A 16,469-nucleotide genomic window follows, 5' to 3' on the forward strand; every position below is an offset into this window, starting at 1 on the left:
GTAGCCGTACGCTTCTGGAATATGATACAATGATACAAAATGTATCATTAAAATCATTCAAGGGAGCTGATCGTATTGTTTAAATGTTTGCTGCCGAGACCCTTTATCGTTATGCTGGCCCTTATGATCGCCGCACTTGCAATTCCCGTAACCGCTTCCGCCGCACCCGGGACTACGCGCATGATTCTCGAACTCGCCAATATCAAGGGCGAGAGCAAGGATGCCGGCCATAAAGGCGGCATCGAAATTTTAAGCTTCTCGTTCGGCGCAACAAACACCGCAACGGTCGTCGGAGGCGGCGGAGGCGGTGCGGGCAAGCCTCAGTATAACGATTTCAGCTTCATGAAATATTTGGATTCCTCTTCTCTGCCGCTCCTGGGTAACCTGGCGAGCGGTAAAGCGATCAAGGACGGCACGCTGTATTTCTACGGATCTGGAGATTCCAAGCCTTATCTGACGGTCAAGCTGGAGCAGATCTTCATCACGTCCAGTCAATACTCGGACTCAGCTGGCGGAAATCCCTTTACGGAATCGTTCTCGCTTCGCGCCTCGAAGATGACGTTCTCCTACCAGGCCTACGACGGGGCAGGCCGCCCGCTTCCACTCCAAACGCTGGAGATCGATCAAAACGCCGGCAAAGTCAGCTAACTTAAGATGAACGGAGGCAGATGACGATGAGCTTTTCTCAAACGGAGAATTTGAAACATGCGGGCAGCCTCAAGAACCTTAAGCGACCTTGGGAGGCCCCCGTGCTGCAGGTGCTGAGCGTCATGAAAACGGAAGGCGGTCCCGACAAGCCGTGGCAGTTCCTCCCGAACGACGGATTCTACAAACGGAACCAGTTCGACAGCTGAATCCGCGGCGGCTCCAGCCGCCGTGCCGGAGTGCGCCGCAAACCGGCGTCTTCATTGCAATCGTCCTATAAAGGAGTAGATCGATTTGTTCGCGAGAATGCTTCAAGTGAGCCTGGCAGCGGTTATTCTGTCCGCGATCCTGCTTTTCTTCCCGTCGCAACCGCCCGCTTACGCGGCGAGCGGCGCTCCTTCCATCCTGCTTACGCTGGACGGCATCAAAGGCGAGTACTCCGACAGCAAGATCAAGGATGCCATCCCCGTCGATAGCTATGGCTTCGGAGCCGAAGCATCCCTCTCGTCTCCCGGCGGCCAACAGGTAAAGCCGTCCTTTAGCGAGATAACGCTGGCCAAGCGGGCAGATGCCGCCTCCTTGCCCTTGTTGAAGATGCTGGCGACCGGCAAGCACGTCAAGGACGGCTACCTGTATTTTCAAACCCGCGGCGCGGATCGAAGCTTCACTTACATGATCGTGCACCTGTCCGAAATTGTCGTGACGGACTACGAGGTCGGCGGATCTTCGGAAGCCGGACTTGAAGAGACGCTGAAGCTGCAGGCCAAGTCCATGCTGTTCAAGTATACGATGCAGAAGCCCGACGGATCGGCGGGACCGACGTCGACGGTATCGATCGGCAGTCCGGCCGCCGAGACCTCCGTGCTTACCAAATACCACTTCGAGCCGATCATGGCCACCACCGCGAAGGGGTATCAGTACATCCAAGGCTTTACGGTGACGCTGCAAGCGACTGCCTCGAACAATGAAGCGACGGGGACGAAATACCGGATCAACGGCGGGGCTTGGACCGATTACACCGGCCCGTTCGCGATCTATGCGGAAGATACGCATACCGTCGAGTACTACAGCACCGACGAAGCCGGTGACGTCGAGTCGCCGAGCGTCATGAATTTCGATGACGGAACGTTCGCCGGCAGCGGCAGTTATTGACCGCCCGCCTTGGATCGGCCTAACCAAACAGGAGCTGTCTTCCGCCATCTCACATGGCGGCAAGCACGGCTCCTGTTTGGCGTTTGCGACAACTTAATCTATGCGGATTGTTGCCTCAGCTCAGCCTTCGGGCTTGCTTAACGTGCCACGGCGACCAACGATCCGTAGCAGCCGGGCTGCCGGATCGGCTCAGGCCGATCGGTCCTGTTCGATGCCGGGTTGAAAAACGGCGCAGGCGGTTTCGTCGCGTACAATGATCTGACTTCGGGTGTCCAAGGGAGCTCCGCTCGCGCACGCCGAAGAATGCGACTGTCCCTCGTTGATCGTGCCTTGTCTCCTGCCCGTCTCGCCGTACGGCAAGAAAATACAAGCGTGGAGAGAAGGTGAAGCTATTGGTATGATAGAGGCGATTGGTTTGCGTTCTCGTCGCGAGACGAGAATGCAGCATTCGCCTGCTTCGTAAGCATAGGATTGGTTTGCGTGTACAACCGGAGATTGAACATGCAGCATTCAGCCGCTTCGTAAGCATAGGATTGGTTTGCGTTCACCGACGGAAGTCGGGGAATGCGGCATTCATCCCGCTTGATCGAGCAGCAATAATTCTGCTTCATCGAATAATACAACCAGAAAGGAGCCCATCCATGCAGTTAAACAAAGGCGAGATCTTATTCCGCCAAGGGGAATCCGGCCCCCTCTTCCATCTGCGCAGCGGCCTGCTCAAAATCATGCGCGTCCATCCGGACGGGACGCCGTTTCTCGTCAATATCATCACGCCCGGAGAAACGATCCCGCATCATTCCCTCATCAGTCCGAATCCGTATTTCGGCACGGCCGTCGCGTTGGCCGCCTCCGAGATCGACGTCATCTCTGCAGCGGACTGGTATCGGCAGCTGCAGGACGATGCCGACCGGTGCCGGGAAATCGCGCTGCTGCTGCAGGACAAGCTGCGCATGATGCAGCAGCGCATCGACCAGCTCACGCAGATCGCGCCCGCGGATAAGCTGCGCAAGCTGCAGGCCTGGTTTCACTTGTATATCGGCGAGGCGCCGCTGACGGACGTGCTGACGCAGGACGAGGTCGGCCAGCTGATCGGCTTGCGCCGCGAAACCGTCAACCGGCTCCTCCGCGTCCAACGAGCCAAGTCTTGACTCCCCTGCCCTGCCTTGCCTTGACCTGCCTTGCCCTGCCTCGCCCTGCCCTGCCTTGCCCTGCCTCGCCCTGCTCTGCATTGCACATTCCCGCATTGCCGGTTCTTTCCCATCCCCCAAAGCCAGCCTCAATCCAGCGCACCGGCCGGACCGAAGAACTCAAAGCGGCGGTCTTGCGCCGGAACGCCCCAATCCTTCAGCGCCCGATTCACCGTCTGCATGAAAGGCTGCGGCCCGCAGAAGTAGAATACGGCCTCCTTCGAGGCAACGACCTCCTGCAGCCACGGAAGGTCGATCCGGCCTTCTTTGTGGTACGCGCCCGCTGCCCGGTCATCCGCCGTAGGCGCGGCGTAGATCCAGAAGGTCGAGAATTCCGGCCGCCCGCTCACCATGCCTTCGACTTCATCCTTCAACGCATGCATGCCGCCATGCTGCGCGGCATGAATGAACGTTACGCTCCGTGCCGGCCGTTCCTCCGCAAGCGTCCGCAGCATGCTCACCATCGGCGTCAGACCCACGCCTCCGCTGATGAGCACGACGGGACGCGCATCCGTCCGATCCAGTTTGAATTCGCCGGCAGGCGCGGACACCTGCAGCACGCTTCCTTCTTGAACGTCCGCATGCAGGTAGACGGACACTCTTCCCGCCTGACGATCATCCGCCGTATTTTCCCGTTTCACCGAGATACGGTAATACGCGGCCCCCGGGTGCCCCGACAGACTGTACTGCCGAATGTGGGTGTGCTCTTCGCCCGGAATGTCCATTTTAACGCTGATATATTGTCCAGGCTCGAAATCCGCGATGGCTCCGCCGTCCACCGGCTCCAGATAAAACGACGTAATGACCTCGCTCTCCTGTACCTTCCTCGCCACCTTGAAGGGACGATAACCTTCCCAGCCGCCGGGCTGCGACTCGGCCTGCCGGTACATCTCCGCCTCCACGCCGATAAACGCATCCGCGATAATGCCGTACGCTTCCGCCCATGCGCCCAAGATCTCATCCGTCGCCGCATCGCCCAGCACGTCCTTGATCGCGCCCAGCAGATGTTCCCCGACGATCGGATAATGCTCCGGCTTAACGCCGAGGCTCCGATGCTTGTGCGCGATGCCCCGGACGACCGGCAGAATGGCCTCCAGCTTCTCGATGTTCACGGCTGCCGCGTAGACCGCGTTCGCAAGCGCCGTCTGCTGCCTGCCCTGCTTCTGATTCGCGTGGTTGAATATATTCAGCAGCTCCGGATGACTTTGGAACAGCCGCTCGTAGAACCGTTTCGTGATCGTCGTTCCGTGGATCTCCAGCACCGGTACCGTTGCTTTGATAATATCAATGTTGGCTTGGCTTAACATGCTTGAACGCCTCGCTTTCCTCTTGCGTGTATTGGATATGGCTTAAGTATAAGGCCCGGCAGCCGACTGGACTGTGATTGCAATCACAGCGTTTGGGAACAAACGGTGACAGCAGGACAAATCAGCGGATTATGAAGGCGAAGTAAGTCCATTTATTGAACTCCCCAGGCAGCGAATTCGCCATAAGCTGGTAATTACGAAGGAATATGATGGATATTGTCGAATGAAATAAGCATAAATGTAGGCCTTACCTACCAGGGGAGATTAACGATGACGATTCAATTGAACGAACAACGCAAAAAACAGCTTGCTTATATCGGCATTACGGACGAGGATTTGGCGTACCTGCACGGAAAACGCGAGCTTTTTGAACAAATCACGAGCCAGGTGGTCGACCAGCTGTACGAGCAAGTCGTGGCCGTTCCCGAGCTGTCGGCCATTATCCGCCAGCACAGCACGCTCGACCGGCTCAAGGAAACGCAGCGCTGGTACTTCATGTCCTTGACGAACGGCGTCATCGACGAGGCTTTTATCGAGCGCCGCATTCTGATCGGCAACATCCATTCCCGGATCGGACTGACGACGGACTGGTATTTGGGCACCTATATGCTCTATCTCGACACGGCCGTGCAGCATTTCAAGCGCATCGCTCCGGATTCGTGGATGACCATTATCTTGGCGCTGTCCAAAATGTTCAACCTCGACTCCCAGCTGGTGCTCGAAGCCTACGAGAAGGACGAGAAGGATAAAATCCAGGCGCTGTCGGATGCCAAACAGACGACGCTGACGACCATCAGCCGAATCGTTCAAGAGCTCTCGGCCATGATCGTGGAACTGAGCAGCAGCAGCCAGTCCGTCGCGGATTCCGCCACCCATACGGCAGACATCCAGGACCAGGCGAACGTCAAAGTACGCGAGCTGCAGTCCAAGATCGGCGAGATCGACGGCATCGGGTCGCTGCTCCAGGAAATCTCCGACCAAAGCCAGCTGCTCGGCATCAACGCCGCCATTGAAGCGGCGCACGCAGCCGATCACGGCCGCGGCTTCGGCATCGTCGCGAACGAGATCCGCAAGCTGGCCAGCCATTCCAAGGAGTCGCTGGTCACCGTGCGCGAAAAGCTGCAGGAAATCACGGGCGTCATCGGCGAGGTCATGCAGGACGCCGAACGGACGTCCACGCTGGCGCGCGACCAGGCCGCGAGCTCGCAGGAGCTGACGTCCTTCGTGCAAATGATCGAGACGATCACCTTGGAGCTCGAGAGCATCCAATAATCGGCTTCATTGGACCGCCAACGAGTAAGCTTTTCGTCAAAACGGCTAAACGGCTGGACCGGCGCTTTCACCGGTTCGGCCTTTTTTTGCCGGTTGCATGCCGCGATTGCGATATTCCGGCATAATTGCCCATTCATTGGCGCAAAGTAAGGACTGAACACTCCCAGAAAGGTGGCAGCCCTCTTATGCCTAACGACAAGAAAGATGACATGACGCTGACGGACCGGCAGGGCCATCCCATTTCGGACAATCAAAACATCCGTACGGTCGGCAGCCGCGGTCCGTCGACGCTGGAGAATTACCATTTTATCGAGAAGATCTCCCATTTCGACCGCGAGCGCATTCCGGAACGCGTCGTGCATGCACGGGGCGCGGGCGCATACGGTTACTTCGAGACCTACGGCAAGGTCGGCGACGAGGCGGTATCCAAATACACGCGCGCCAAGCTGTTCCAAGGTGCCGGCAAGCAGACGCCGGTGTTCGTCCGGTTCTCGACCGTCATTCACGGCGGCCACTCGCCGGAGACGCTTCGCGATCCGCGCGGCTTCGCGGTCAAGTTCTACGCCGAGGACGGCAACTGGGATCTCGTCGGCAACAATCTGAAAATTTTCTTCATCCGCGACCCGCTGAAATTCCCGGATATGGTGCATGCGTTCAAGCCCGACCCCGTCACGAACCTGTCCAATCCCGAGCGGATGTTCGATTTCATATCCGGTTCCCCGGAAGCGGTTCATATGGTGACGTTCCTGTTCTCGCCATGGGGCATTCCGGCCAACTACCGGCAGATGCAAGGATCCGGCGTCAATACATACAAGTGGGTAAACGCGGACGGCGAAGCCATGCTGGTCAAATACCACTGGGAGCCGCTGAAGCACAGCATCAAGAACCTGCGGCAGGCCGAGGCGAATGCCATTCAGGGCATGAATGCGAGCCATGCGACGCAGGATTTGTACGAGGCGATCGAGCGCGGCGACTATCCGGAGTGGGAGCTGTTCGTCCAGCTGATGAGCGATGACGAGCATGCGGAGCTCGACTACGATCCGCTCGATCCGACGAAGCTGTGGGACACCGAGCAATTCCCGTTCCTCCCTGTCGGTAAGATGGTGCTCGACCGCAATCCGGAGAATTATTTCGCCGAAGTCGAGCAGGCCGCGTTCGGTACCGGCGTTCTCGTGGACGGGCTGGATTTCTCCGATGACAAGCTGCTGCAGGGACGGACGTTCTCCTACTCCGACACGCAGCGGCACCGCGTCGGCACGAACTACCTGCAATTGCCGGTCAACGCCCCGCTTGCGCCCGTAGCCACGAATCAGCGCGACGGACAGATGGCCATCATCGTCGACCGGGCGAGCGGGCAGAATCCGCATGTCAATTATGAGCCTTCCCTGCTTGGCGGCCTGAAGGAAGCGCCGGCGGGGGGCAAGGATCATCAGCCTTCTTACGACGCGAAGCTCGTGCGCCAGAAGCTCGAGCGGTCCAATGATTTCAAGCAAGCCGGCGAGACGTACCGGAAATTCGAGGATTGGGAACGGGAAGAGCTCATCGCCAATCTCGCCGATGCCCTGAAAGTATGCCAGCCGCAGATTCAAGAGACGATGATCGGCTATTTCACGCAGGCGGATCCGGACTACGGCAAGCGGGTCGCGGACAGCCTCGCGAAAGCCAGCGTCGACAGCTCCCACATCGGCGCCGTATCCCTCCGCGAAGGAGCGGAGATGGCCGAGAACGCAGGACGCGAAACCGACGGTTATTAAGCGCTGCGCAACGAGAAAATGCCTGCAAGCATGCGGCCATCTTGGCCGAGCTTGCAGGCATTTATATTTAAAACTGCTGGCTACTTCATCATTTGATTGACCAGCTCACGGTTGCGCTCCTTGAAGCGATGGTTGTGCGACGACACCATGCCGTATTTCTCGGCTTCCGGCTGAATGAAGCTCTTCGCCCGGTTCACCGCGTTCGCCGCGTCCTGGAAAGCGCCCGCGATCAGATGCAGCTTGCCGTCGTGCATCAGAATATCGCCTGCCGCGTAGAGGCCCGGCACGGAAGACTCGCTGCTGACGCTGCCGGAGACATAGAAATCCTCCAGCATGTCGATGTTCAGGTCGCTCGCCTGCAGCAGCGTCGAGTCGCGGTCGTACCCGTGATTGATGACGATCTCGTCCACCTCGACGGTCGTTACATCGCCCGTCTGATGGTTCGTCAGCTCCACGCGCTCGATCGTCTCATGATTCTCGCTTGCGAGCAGCTTGGTGATCGATGAGTGGAACACGACGTTGGCGGAGCTGTTCAAGAGCTGCTGTACCTGCGCCTCGTGCCCGGACAACCCGCCTTTGCGATAGACGACGATAACCTGATCCGCGATCGGCACCAGCTCGTTGGCCCAGTCGACGGCGGAATTGCCTCCGCCCGAGACGATGACGGTCTTGCCCTTGAATTGACGCAGCGACTTGACCGTATAATGCAGGTTGCTCACCTCGTACCGCTCCGCGCCCTCGATATCCAGCTTCGTCGGATTCAGGATGCCGCCGCCGACCGCGATGATTGCCGTTTTGGAATAATGGATCTGACCGGATGAACCGCGAAGCTCGAATAAGCCTTCTTCGTTGCGGCCGATCGATTCCACCTTCTCGTTCAGGACTACTTCGGGATTGAAGGTGAGCCCCTGCTCCACCAGCTGATCGATCAGCTGGGCGCCCGGAATCGGCTTCAGCCCGCCGACATCCCAGATCATTTTCTCCGGATAAACATGCACTTTGCCGCCGAGAAAAGGCTGGAACTCGATGATTTTCGTTTTCATTTCCCGCAGTCCGCTATAGAATGCCGAGTAAAGCCCCGCAGGGCCGCCCCCGATAATGGTGATATCGAATATGTTCTCCGCGTTCATGGCCGATCGCCCCTTCGCCGCTCATTTTCATTGATAATGATTCTCAATATCTCGACATGTATTAATATACACGGCATCTCTCGTAAACACAAGATGATATTGACAATCATTCTCATGTCAATTATCTTAATTAGTGTCACCGATACTGATAATCATTATCATTGTTCGTGATCCACAGAAACTAATTTAAAGGAGCTCTCCCCTATCATGAGAAAAGCACTTATTCCGGTCCTCGCCATCCTCATCCTGGTTCTCGGCGCGTGTGGCACTTCGAAGAACAATGCCGACAACGCCAACGAAGGAAGCAGCAGTTCCAACAAGGCGGCGGCGAATAACGCGCAAAGCAATAATGCCGACGCAAATAACACGGCGGCCAACGATACGGCGGCGACCGGCACGATTACGTACGAATCCCAAAGCGGTCCGGTCGACGTCCCCGCCAATCCGCAGCGCGTCGTCGTGCTCGCCGCTTTCGCCGGCAGCGTCATGAAACTCGGCGTTCCCGTCGTCGGCGTGGACTCCTGGTCCAAGCAGAACCCCCGTTTCCAGGATCAGCTGAAGGATGCCCAAGAGGTCTCCGACGATAACCTGGAGAAGATCATCGAACTCGATCCCGATCTGATCATCGGACTGGATAACGTCAAGAACGTCGACAAGCTCAAAGAGATCGCGCCGACGGTCGTTTACACCTACAACAAAGTCGACTATCTCGCCCAGTTCGTCGAAATCGGCAAGCTGTTGAACAAAGGACAAGAAGCGCAGGCCTGGGTCGACGACTTCAAGCAACGCGCGGCCGAAGCCGGCACGGAGATCAAAGCGAAGATCGGCGAGAACGCGACCGTATCCGTAGTCGAGAGCTTCGACAAGCAGCTCTACGTATACGGCGACAGCTGGGGACGCGGCACGGAGATTCTCTATCAGGAGATGAAGCTGAAGATGCCGCAGAAGGTTATCGATACGGCGCTGAAAGACGGGTACTACGCGCTTTCCTCGGAAGTGCTTCCGCAGTTCGCCGGCGATTACATGATCGTCAGCAAATTCAAAGACTCCGATAATTCGTTCGAACAGACGGAGGCGTACAAGAACATTCCGGCGGTCAAGAACGGCCGCGTCTTCGACGTCGACGGCAGCGCCTTCTACTTCAACGATCCGATGACCCTGGACTATCAGCTCGACTTCTTCAAGCAGAAATTCCTGGGACAATAAGGCGATGGCAAGCGAAACAACGCGCCCCTATCCATTTGTTCTCAAGCTGACGGCGGGTCTGCTGTTCTTCGTGGCGATGTTCTTCATCGCCATGGTCTTCGGCGCCGCCCACACCACGGTGAAGGACGTCTGGCTCGCATTGACGACCAACCGGTCGGGAGAGAATCTCTCCATCCTCCGCGAAATCCGATTGCCGCGCGAAATCGCGGCCATCTTCGTCGGAGCGGCGCTTGCCGTATCCGGGTCCGTCATGCAGGGCATGACGCGCAATCCGCTGGCCGATCCCGGTCTGCTCGGCCTCACTGCCGGTGCCAACGCGGCACTCGCATTTACCGTCGCGTTCGCGCCATCGGCCAATTACTTCTGGATCACCGTGACATGCTTTATCGGCGCCGCGGTCGGTTCCCTGCTCGTGCTCGGCGTCGGATCCGCCAAGAAGGGCGGCTTCTCGCCGCTGCGCATCGTGCTGGCCGGTTCGGCCATTTCTGCGTTTCTCTACGCAATTGCCGAAGGCATCGGCCTTGCCTTCAAGGTATCCAAGGACGTCTCCATGTGGACGGCCGGCGGCATGATCGGCACGTCTTGGAGCCAGCTCCAGATTATCATTCCATTCATTACGGTCGGCATCCTGATCGCGCTCGTGATGTCGCGCCAGCTGACCATTCTCAGCCTGAGCGAGGACGTCGCCGTCGGACTCGGACAGAAGACGGGCCTGATCAAGGCCGTGCTGTTTCTCGTTACGGTGCTGCTCGCCGGCGCTTCGGTGGCGCTGGTCGGCAACCTGACCTTCCTTGGCCTGATGATTCCGCATATCGTTCGGGCGATCGTCGGTACGGATTATCGATTCGTGGTACCGATGTCGGCCATTGCCGGCGCTTCGTTCATGCTGATCGCCGATACGGTGGCCCGCGTGATCAATGCTCCTTTTGAAACGCCGATCGCCGCGATCGTGGCCGTCGTGGGTCTGCCCTTCTTCCTCGTCATCATGCGCAGAGGGGGGAAAGCGATCAAATGATACACCAAGCGCTTATCCGCAGGCAGCGGCTCATTCTGCTGTCGTTCGCCGTCCTGATTCTGCTTACCGTCTTCGTCAGCATGGGACTCGGCTATTCCAAAGTGTCCTACGGCCGTATCATCCCGACGCTGCTCGGGAACGGGACGTTCAAGGAACGTTTCGTCCTGTTCGACGTTCGGCTCCCGCGCATCATTATCACGGTCCTGGCAGGCATGGCGCTGGCGCTGTCCGGGTCCATCCTGCAAAGCGTGACGCGCAACGACTTGGCCGATCCCGGCATTATCGGCATTAATTCCGGCGCCGGGGTCGGCGTTGCCCTCTACTTCCTGTTCATGCCGATCGATGCGGGCACGTTCGCTTACGTGCTGCCCATGGTCGCATTCGGCGGGGCGCTGGCGACGTCTGTGCTCATCTATCTGTTCTCGTACAAGCGGCATGCCGGCTTGCAGCCGGTCCGGCTCGTGCTGACCGGGGTCGGCTTCTCCATGGCGCTCTCCGGGGTCATGATCGTCCTGATCTCTTCCGCCGATCGGGAGAAGGTCGACTTTATCTCCAAATGGCTCGCGGGCAACATATGGGGGGCGGACTGGCCGTTCATCTGGGCGCTCCTCCCATGGCTGATTGTGCTCGTGCCGTTCGTGTTGTATAAGGCGAACAAATTGAATCTGCTGGCGCTGGACGATTCCGTCGCGATCGGCGTCGGCGTCTCCTTGACCAAGGAACGCCTCGTGCTGCTGCTCGCGGCCGTTGCGCTGGCTGCTTCCGCCGTATCCGTCGCGGGAGGCATCGCCTTCATCGGCCTGATGGCGCCGCATATCGCCAAGTCGCTGGTCGGCCCGCGCAACCAGCTCTTCGTCCCCGTCGCCGTGTTGATCGGCGGATGGCTGCTGGTGCTCGCGGATACGATCGGCCGGAACGTGTCCAGCGCGGCCGACGGCATTCCGGCAGGCATCGTGGTCGCGCTCATCGGCGCGCCGTATTTTGTCTACTTGCTGCTGAAGAAGATATAAGGCCTTCGCCGGCTGTTTCGCCTCGCGCCATTTCATGTCGAAAAGCCCTTCGTCCCGCTCGGGGCGAAGAGCTTTTTTGTATTCCAGGGTTGGGAATTTACCATATCTTAGTGGAAGCGATCGGGAACGGCTTCATAATCCCGGCGGACAACTAATCGGGCAGCGTCAAGATAGGGTTGCAGCCTTGTCAACCGCGCCCGCGGAGCCTTAGGTCGGAAGGAGGAACCGGAAGTTGTCCTCGGCCCCGCCATGGGCCGTGCATGCGGCGCGGTTCGAATGATCGTAGAAGCTGCAGGCGAATTTGAAGACATGGCCGAAATCCCAGTCGATCGCAGCAAAGTCGCGAAGCCAGAACGCCGCTTCCGCCGGCAGCCATTCCGACCGCCGAGCAAGCTCGAGCGGCAGCCGGTCTACCGGGGACATAAGCCGAATCGGCTTCTCCATGCCAAGGTCGCGGCTCGTCCGGAGCACCGCGGCGATGGCCAGCAGCTGCGGCAGACCGGCACGGAACAGCTCCTCGCGGCCGAGATCATGCAGCAAATTAAGCGCGTGCGAGAAGGTAAGCATATGACCGATCAAATCATGATGCGCTTCCGCCCGATAGATGCGCTTGAACGCCGCAAGCTCCGACAGTACAAGCCCCGATAACGCCGCAGGTCCATCGATTGCGGCCGACAATGCGGAAATTTCTTCCGAAGCGGACAGCTTCTTCACTTCGGATACCCGATAGCCGATCCAGGAACGGCCTGGTATCGTGCCTCGGAACGACCGCAGGAGCGACGCGATGCCGGCGATATCCTCCGCCGTTCCCCAGCCACCAAGCTCGCGCAGCGCCGAGAGGGCATGCGCCGCATAGATGAAGTTATGGCCGACCCAGTGCAGCCCTTCGAGCGTCTCGCCCAGCGCACGAACGATCGCCTGCTCCGCCTCGTGCGCGGCAATCGCCGCGCCGTCTTCGGCTTGCGGCGCATACACGGCTAGCATTGCCTCCGTCTGACGTGCGACGGCATCCGCCGTCCCGGGAGCCAGCCGGTTGTCCCACCGGAAGGAGACGCTCGCGATGGCCGCGGCGCCGTAGTGTGCCTGCCAGATATCGCCCGTCCGAGCCTTGCAGCCCGCGATTATGGATAGTCCCGCCGCCAAGTGACTGCTGCCTGTCCCCTTGCTTGACCAGGCTCTCGACTCGGCGCTTGACCCGGCGCCTGCCCCATTGCTTGACGCGGCATTCGCTTTATCGCTGCGCTCCGTCATGATCCGCGTCCTCCTCTCCGACCCCTTCTCTTGTCAGGCCGTTCCTCATGACGACAGCCGCGAGATAACCGCCTCCAGCTTCATGTCCGTCATCGAGTCCAGCCGCAGATCAACCTCGCCGAACGTCAATTCGCGGGTGATGCCGTTGGGAACGGCAACGCAATAGAGTCCTGCCGCTTTGGCCGCTTTCGCGCCGTTCGGCGAATCCTCGAATGCGACCGCCTCGTTCGGCGCTATGCCGAAGGCTTCGATAACCTGCACGTACAGCTCGGGATCCGGCTTCACCAACCGGACGTCGTCGCGTACCCGAATGCACTCGAAATACGTCGCCACGTTCAGCTTGGCGAGATGCCCCGTTACCCATTCCCGGCTCGAGCTGGAAGCGAGTCCGACGCGCAGTCCAAGCGCCCGCGCCGTCGCCAAATAGGATTCCACGCCAGGACGAATCGTCTCGGCTTCCATCAAACGATCGAATTTGGCTTTATGCCTGCTCCTGAGCTCCTGGCGGTCGAGCGTCCGTCCCAAGCAGGCTTCCAAATGATCGTACGGGTTGAACGCGCTATTGTACGTGCCGATGCACTGCCCCCAGACGCCAAGCTCCAGCTCATGGCCGTGCTCGGCGTAAATTTCTTGAAAAGCCTTATATTCCGGCACCTCGGTATCGTAAATCAAACCGTCGAAATCGAAAATAATCGCCTTGATCACGGGTATGTTCCTCCTCGGAATGGATCCTACCTAGTAGTTCTCGGTCTCCGCGCTTATTCCCTTCCTTCGACGTTTCGCCGCGCCGGCTGCCAGGCACCGGACATCCGGCCCCTCAATTAGTCCCGGCTGTGCTCTGCGTCGTCACGATAATGCCATCCGCATTATTGCCGCTCACCGTATAGGCCCCATCGGCCGGGACGCGAATCGCCGTGTCCGCGGTGTCGGAAGCAGGATAATAAGTGACCGTATAGCTCACGCCGTCTACCTTAGCCGTCATCGCGCCCTGTTTCTTCAGAGCGGCCAGATATTCCTCCAGCGTCCAGTCATGCGCATGCATCAGTTGGCTGTGCGGCAGCCCGACGTATCGAAAATGCCACGGTTCATACTGGATGCCGGTGATGTCCGTTTTATCCTTGGGGTAGCGGAGGACAAAGCCGTATTTCCACGCATTATTGCTCAGCCACTTTCCTTCGGGAGCCCGATTCATCTCCGCTGCGGTCGAACCAACGTCCATGGACAGGCCCAGATTATGCTCGCTGTATCCCGGCGGCAGCGCATAGTCCGATCCCTTCTCCTCAAACAACTCCTCTTGCTGCGCATCGTCCCGATAGCCGCTGTTAATGACAAAATGGCTGATGCCGGCCTTCGCCGCAGCGTCGACCAGCACCTGCCATTTCTCGGCCACGCGCTTCGAGAGCATGATCTTCGTATCCAGCAAGCCGTAACCATGCCTCAGCTCGGGATGCTCGAAGAGGTTAACGATATCGGTCAGTCTGCCATCGTCATCGACGGGGTGCAGCTGATCGACGAGCAGCAGGTTCCCTTGGCGCAGCTGATGCATGCCCGCCGTTACCGTGCGCATCGGCGTCGCGAGCGGAGCTCTCGCGGCGGCCTCGCCGCCGCCTGTCCATTCCTCCGCATGCTGCGCGGCTTGCACGCCGACGAGCACCAACAGGAGCAGGCCTGCCATTCGCATGTTCTTCATTCTCGTTTCCATTCCTCTCGCAAAAACGTTCGTCTTGCAAGAATAGGGCAAACGGTTAAAGAAGACCTTTCGCAAAGCTTAACTTTTTCTTAAATCACGCCGTCGGAGCATCAGCCAAGCGTGCATGGGACGCGTCTTAGTTATAGTTCCGCGCGATCGTCTCCAAATATTGCTCGATCGGAACCGAATTCCGCAGCGCCAAGAGCCCTTTGCCCGCTTCGCCCACGACCGTGCGGAACTGCTTGCTCTCCCCGGTAGCCTGCGCCGCTATGGCATCGACGATGATTTGCGGGTCGTCCAGCCGGCTGCTATCCCCGCTGCTCATCATGCCGACGATTTTGTTCATCATATCATCGTAGGCCGTGATGTTCTCGTCCTTGTTCCAGCGAATGCTGTTTACGAAATTGTTGCCGGTCGAACCGCCCTGCTCGATGAGGCGAAGCTCGATATTCAGCGGTTTGAGCTCGTAATAGAGGCCCTCCGTCAAGCCCTCCAGCGCAAACTTGGACATGTTATACAAGGAGCCCAGCGGTACGGCCGTCGTGACTCCCATGAAGGAACTGATGTTGATGAACATGCCGCCGCCCTCGGCTCTGAAGTGGGGCAGAAACTTGCGAATGACGTTGATCGGACCGCGCGCGTTCACCGCGAACTGCCAATCGATGGTCGCTTCCTCGGCCAATTCCAGCGCCCCGTAGGATCCCATTCCCGCGTTGTTGACGACAACGTCGATCTTACCGAAAGCCGCGATCGCTTCATGGACGGCCGAGTCGACCTCAGCCAGGTTCGTGACGTCCAATTTGAACAGCTTGATGTTGTCGTAAGCCATCAGCTCCGTTTCTTTCTCCGGGGTGCGCATCGTTGCGGCGACGTTCCAGCCGAGCTTCGCGAAATGAATGGCCGTCAGCTTGCCGAGTCCTGAACTCGTTCCTGTAATAAAGATCGTTTTTGTCGTCATAAGTAACGCCTCCGAATAGTCGTAGATTTTAAATTGAACGTTCATTCTATGCCTTGCAAACCTTCACATGCAGACGGGACGACTAGCGGGCTAGGCTTCGATCCGCCTGAAGCTTGAGACAACGGTGCGAATGGCGAGTTTCACGACAGAAACCATCCTGCCGCCTCCCCAATATCGCCTATCGCGCATTAAACCGAACGTTCGATCTATAAATCGCGAAAAGAAAGAGCCGGCCGCCGAACCTACTCGTTCCAACCCTTTTCCTTGCTTACCGCGTTCCAGAAGGATCGAAGCGCCTGCTCTTCGACGTCTGCAGTCAGCTCCAGCATGTTCTGCTGGTGACTCTTCAGGAGATAAACGATGGAACCGTAATGCATCTGTACCATCATGTGCGGCTCCAATTCAACGAATAACCCTTGGTCAATAGCTTGCCGGTAAATCTTCTCCATCGGTCCACACCATCCGCCTTTGTAAGCTTCCAGCTTGGATTGCTCGTAAATATACGGCGAGAACGAATACTGCTCGATGAACCGAAAGCCCTTCGGATGGTTCTTGCCCAGCTCGATGACGCTGCGCCAAGCCCGCCGAAACTGTTCCTGCACGGAATCGGCCGCGTTCAGATTCTTCGTCACGAACTCTCCGTTGAACAGGACGATCGCCTTATACAGCTCGTTGATGATGTCTTCCTTGCTGCTGAAATAATGATAAATGTTGCCCGTGGATACGCCGGACTCCTTCGCGATCAGCGACATCGACGTTGCCTGCAGCTCCTTGTCGATGATCAGATGAAGCGTCGTCTCCAATACGGCCCGCTGGACTTTGTTGTAACGCTCGAACATGTTCGCCCGCTCCTCCTTTCCGATTCGTTTTCGTATAGATCGAATGATCGTTC

15 protein-coding genes and 1 pseudogene are annotated in these 16,469 nt (G+C 58.2%); 9 read left to right on the top strand and 7 right to left on the bottom strand.

What is annotated here, in order from left to right; all coding sequences use genetic code 11:
• Positions 1-75 precede the first annotated feature (75 nt).
• The 4 genes from GT003_RS16845 to GT003_RS16860 all read left to right on the top strand — a co-directional run bounded on the left by GT003_RS16845 (position 76) and on the right by GT003_RS16860 (position 2,945).
• On the top strand, positions 76-648 hold the full coding sequence (locus GT003_RS16845) for an Hcp family type VI secretion system effector (RefSeq protein ID WP_161699863.1): 573 nt from the start codon (positions 76-78) through the stop codon (positions 646-648).
• A 26-nt stretch (positions 649-674) separates the two neighbouring features.
• Positions 675-854, top strand: a complete 180-nt coding sequence (locus tag GT003_RS16850; protein ID WP_161699865.1) for a hypothetical protein — start codon at positions 675-677, stop codon at positions 852-854.
• Positions 855-939: 85 nt separating this feature from the next.
• Positions 940-1,797: an Hcp family type VI secretion system effector gene (locus tag GT003_RS16855; RefSeq protein WP_161699867.1), complete on the top strand. Its 858-nt coding sequence runs from the start codon at positions 940-942 to the stop codon at positions 1,795-1,797.
• Positions 1,798-2,438: 641 nt separating this feature from the next.
• Positions 2,439-2,945, top strand: a complete 507-nt coding sequence (locus tag GT003_RS16860; protein WP_161699869.1) for a Crp/Fnr family transcriptional regulator — start codon at positions 2,439-2,441, stop codon at positions 2,943-2,945.
• A gap of 128 nt (positions 2,946-3,073) precedes the next feature.
• On the opposite strand, the gene hmpA is transcribed toward GT003_RS16860, so the two are convergent.
• A complete protein-coding gene (gene hmpA / locus GT003_RS16865) occupies positions 3,074-4,291 on the bottom strand; it encodes an NO-inducible flavohemoprotein (RefSeq protein ID WP_161699871.1) in 1,218 nt (405 codons plus the stop codon).
• 270 nt (positions 4,292-4,561) lie between these two features.
• Here hmpA and GT003_RS16870 point away from each other — a divergent pair, with 270 nt between their 5' ends.
• Together GT003_RS16870 and GT003_RS16875 are read left to right on the top strand one after the other, a co-directional pair.
• The gene (locus tag GT003_RS16870) at positions 4,562-5,563 is read left to right on the top strand and encodes a globin-coupled sensor protein (RefSeq protein ID WP_161699873.1); all 1,002 of its coding nucleotides are present in this window, start codon (positions 4,562-4,564) and stop codon (positions 5,561-5,563) included.
• A 212-nt stretch (positions 5,564-5,775) separates the two neighbouring features.
• Positions 5,776-7,317: pseudogene (locus GT003_RS16875) on the top strand (catalase); the annotation flags it as partial.
• A gap of 80 nt (positions 7,318-7,397) precedes the next feature.
• Here the strand turns inward: GT003_RS16875 and GT003_RS16880 are convergent.
• The gene (locus GT003_RS16880) at positions 7,398-8,447 is read right to left on the bottom strand and encodes an NAD(P)/FAD-dependent oxidoreductase (RefSeq protein ID WP_161699878.1); all 1,050 of its coding nucleotides are present in this window, start codon (positions 8,445-8,447) and stop codon (positions 7,398-7,400) included.
• Between the two features lie 207 nt (positions 8,448-8,654).
• On the opposite strand from GT003_RS16880, the gene GT003_RS16885 reads away from it, so the two are divergent.
• The 3 genes from GT003_RS16885 to GT003_RS16895 are packed head-to-tail and all read left to right on the top strand — an operon-like array spanning position 8,655 to position 11,678.
• Positions 8,655-9,653, top strand: a complete 999-nt coding sequence (locus tag GT003_RS16885; RefSeq protein ID WP_161699880.1) for an iron-hydroxamate ABC transporter substrate-binding protein — start codon at positions 8,655-8,657, stop codon at positions 9,651-9,653.
• 4 nt (positions 9,654-9,657) lie between these two features.
• Positions 9,658-10,668: a FecCD family ABC transporter permease gene (locus tag GT003_RS16890; RefSeq protein ID WP_161699882.1), complete on the top strand. Its 1,011-nt coding sequence runs from the start codon at positions 9,658-9,660 to the stop codon at positions 10,666-10,668.
• The gene (locus tag GT003_RS16895; protein ID WP_161699884.1) at positions 10,665-11,678 is read left to right on the top strand and encodes a FecCD family ABC transporter permease; all 1,014 of its coding nucleotides are present in this window, start codon (positions 10,665-10,667) and stop codon (positions 11,676-11,678) included. The genes GT003_RS16890 and GT003_RS16895 overlap by 4 nt, the downstream gene beginning before the upstream one ends.
• Positions 11,679-11,885: 207 nt before the next feature.
• On the opposite strand, the gene GT003_RS16900 is transcribed toward GT003_RS16895, so the two are convergent.
• The 5 genes from GT003_RS16900 to GT003_RS16920 form a co-directional block, all read right to left on the bottom strand.
• A complete protein-coding gene (locus tag GT003_RS16900; RefSeq protein WP_239565919.1) occupies positions 11,886-12,929 on the bottom strand; it encodes a hypothetical protein in 1,044 nt (347 codons plus the stop codon).
• A gap of 45 nt (positions 12,930-12,974) precedes the next feature.
• Positions 12,975-13,634 (bottom strand): HAD-IA family hydrolase, encoded by a 660-nt coding sequence (locus GT003_RS16905; protein ID WP_161699886.1) that lies wholly within the window; start codon positions 13,632-13,634, stop codon positions 12,975-12,977.
• A gap of 112 nt (positions 13,635-13,746) precedes the next feature.
• The gene (locus tag GT003_RS16910) at positions 13,747-14,619 is read right to left on the bottom strand and encodes a M15 family metallopeptidase (RefSeq protein WP_161699888.1); all 873 of its coding nucleotides are present in this window, start codon (positions 14,617-14,619) and stop codon (positions 13,747-13,749) included.
• A 136-nt stretch (positions 14,620-14,755) separates the two neighbouring features.
• On the bottom strand, positions 14,756-15,577 hold the full coding sequence (locus tag GT003_RS16915; protein ID WP_161699890.1) for an SDR family oxidoreductase: 822 nt from the start codon (positions 15,575-15,577) through the stop codon (positions 14,756-14,758).
• A gap of 242 nt (positions 15,578-15,819) precedes the next feature.
• Positions 15,820-16,416: a TetR/AcrR family transcriptional regulator gene (locus tag GT003_RS16920; protein ID WP_161699892.1), complete on the bottom strand. Its 597-nt coding sequence runs from the start codon at positions 16,414-16,416 to the stop codon at positions 15,820-15,822.
• Between the last annotated feature and the right edge of the window lie 53 nt (positions 16,417-16,469).

Source organism: Paenibacillus sacheonensis (assembly GCF_009909195.1).
Taxonomy (GTDB): Bacteria; Bacillota; Bacilli; order Paenibacillales; family Paenibacillaceae; genus Paenibacillus_Z; species Paenibacillus_Z sacheonensis.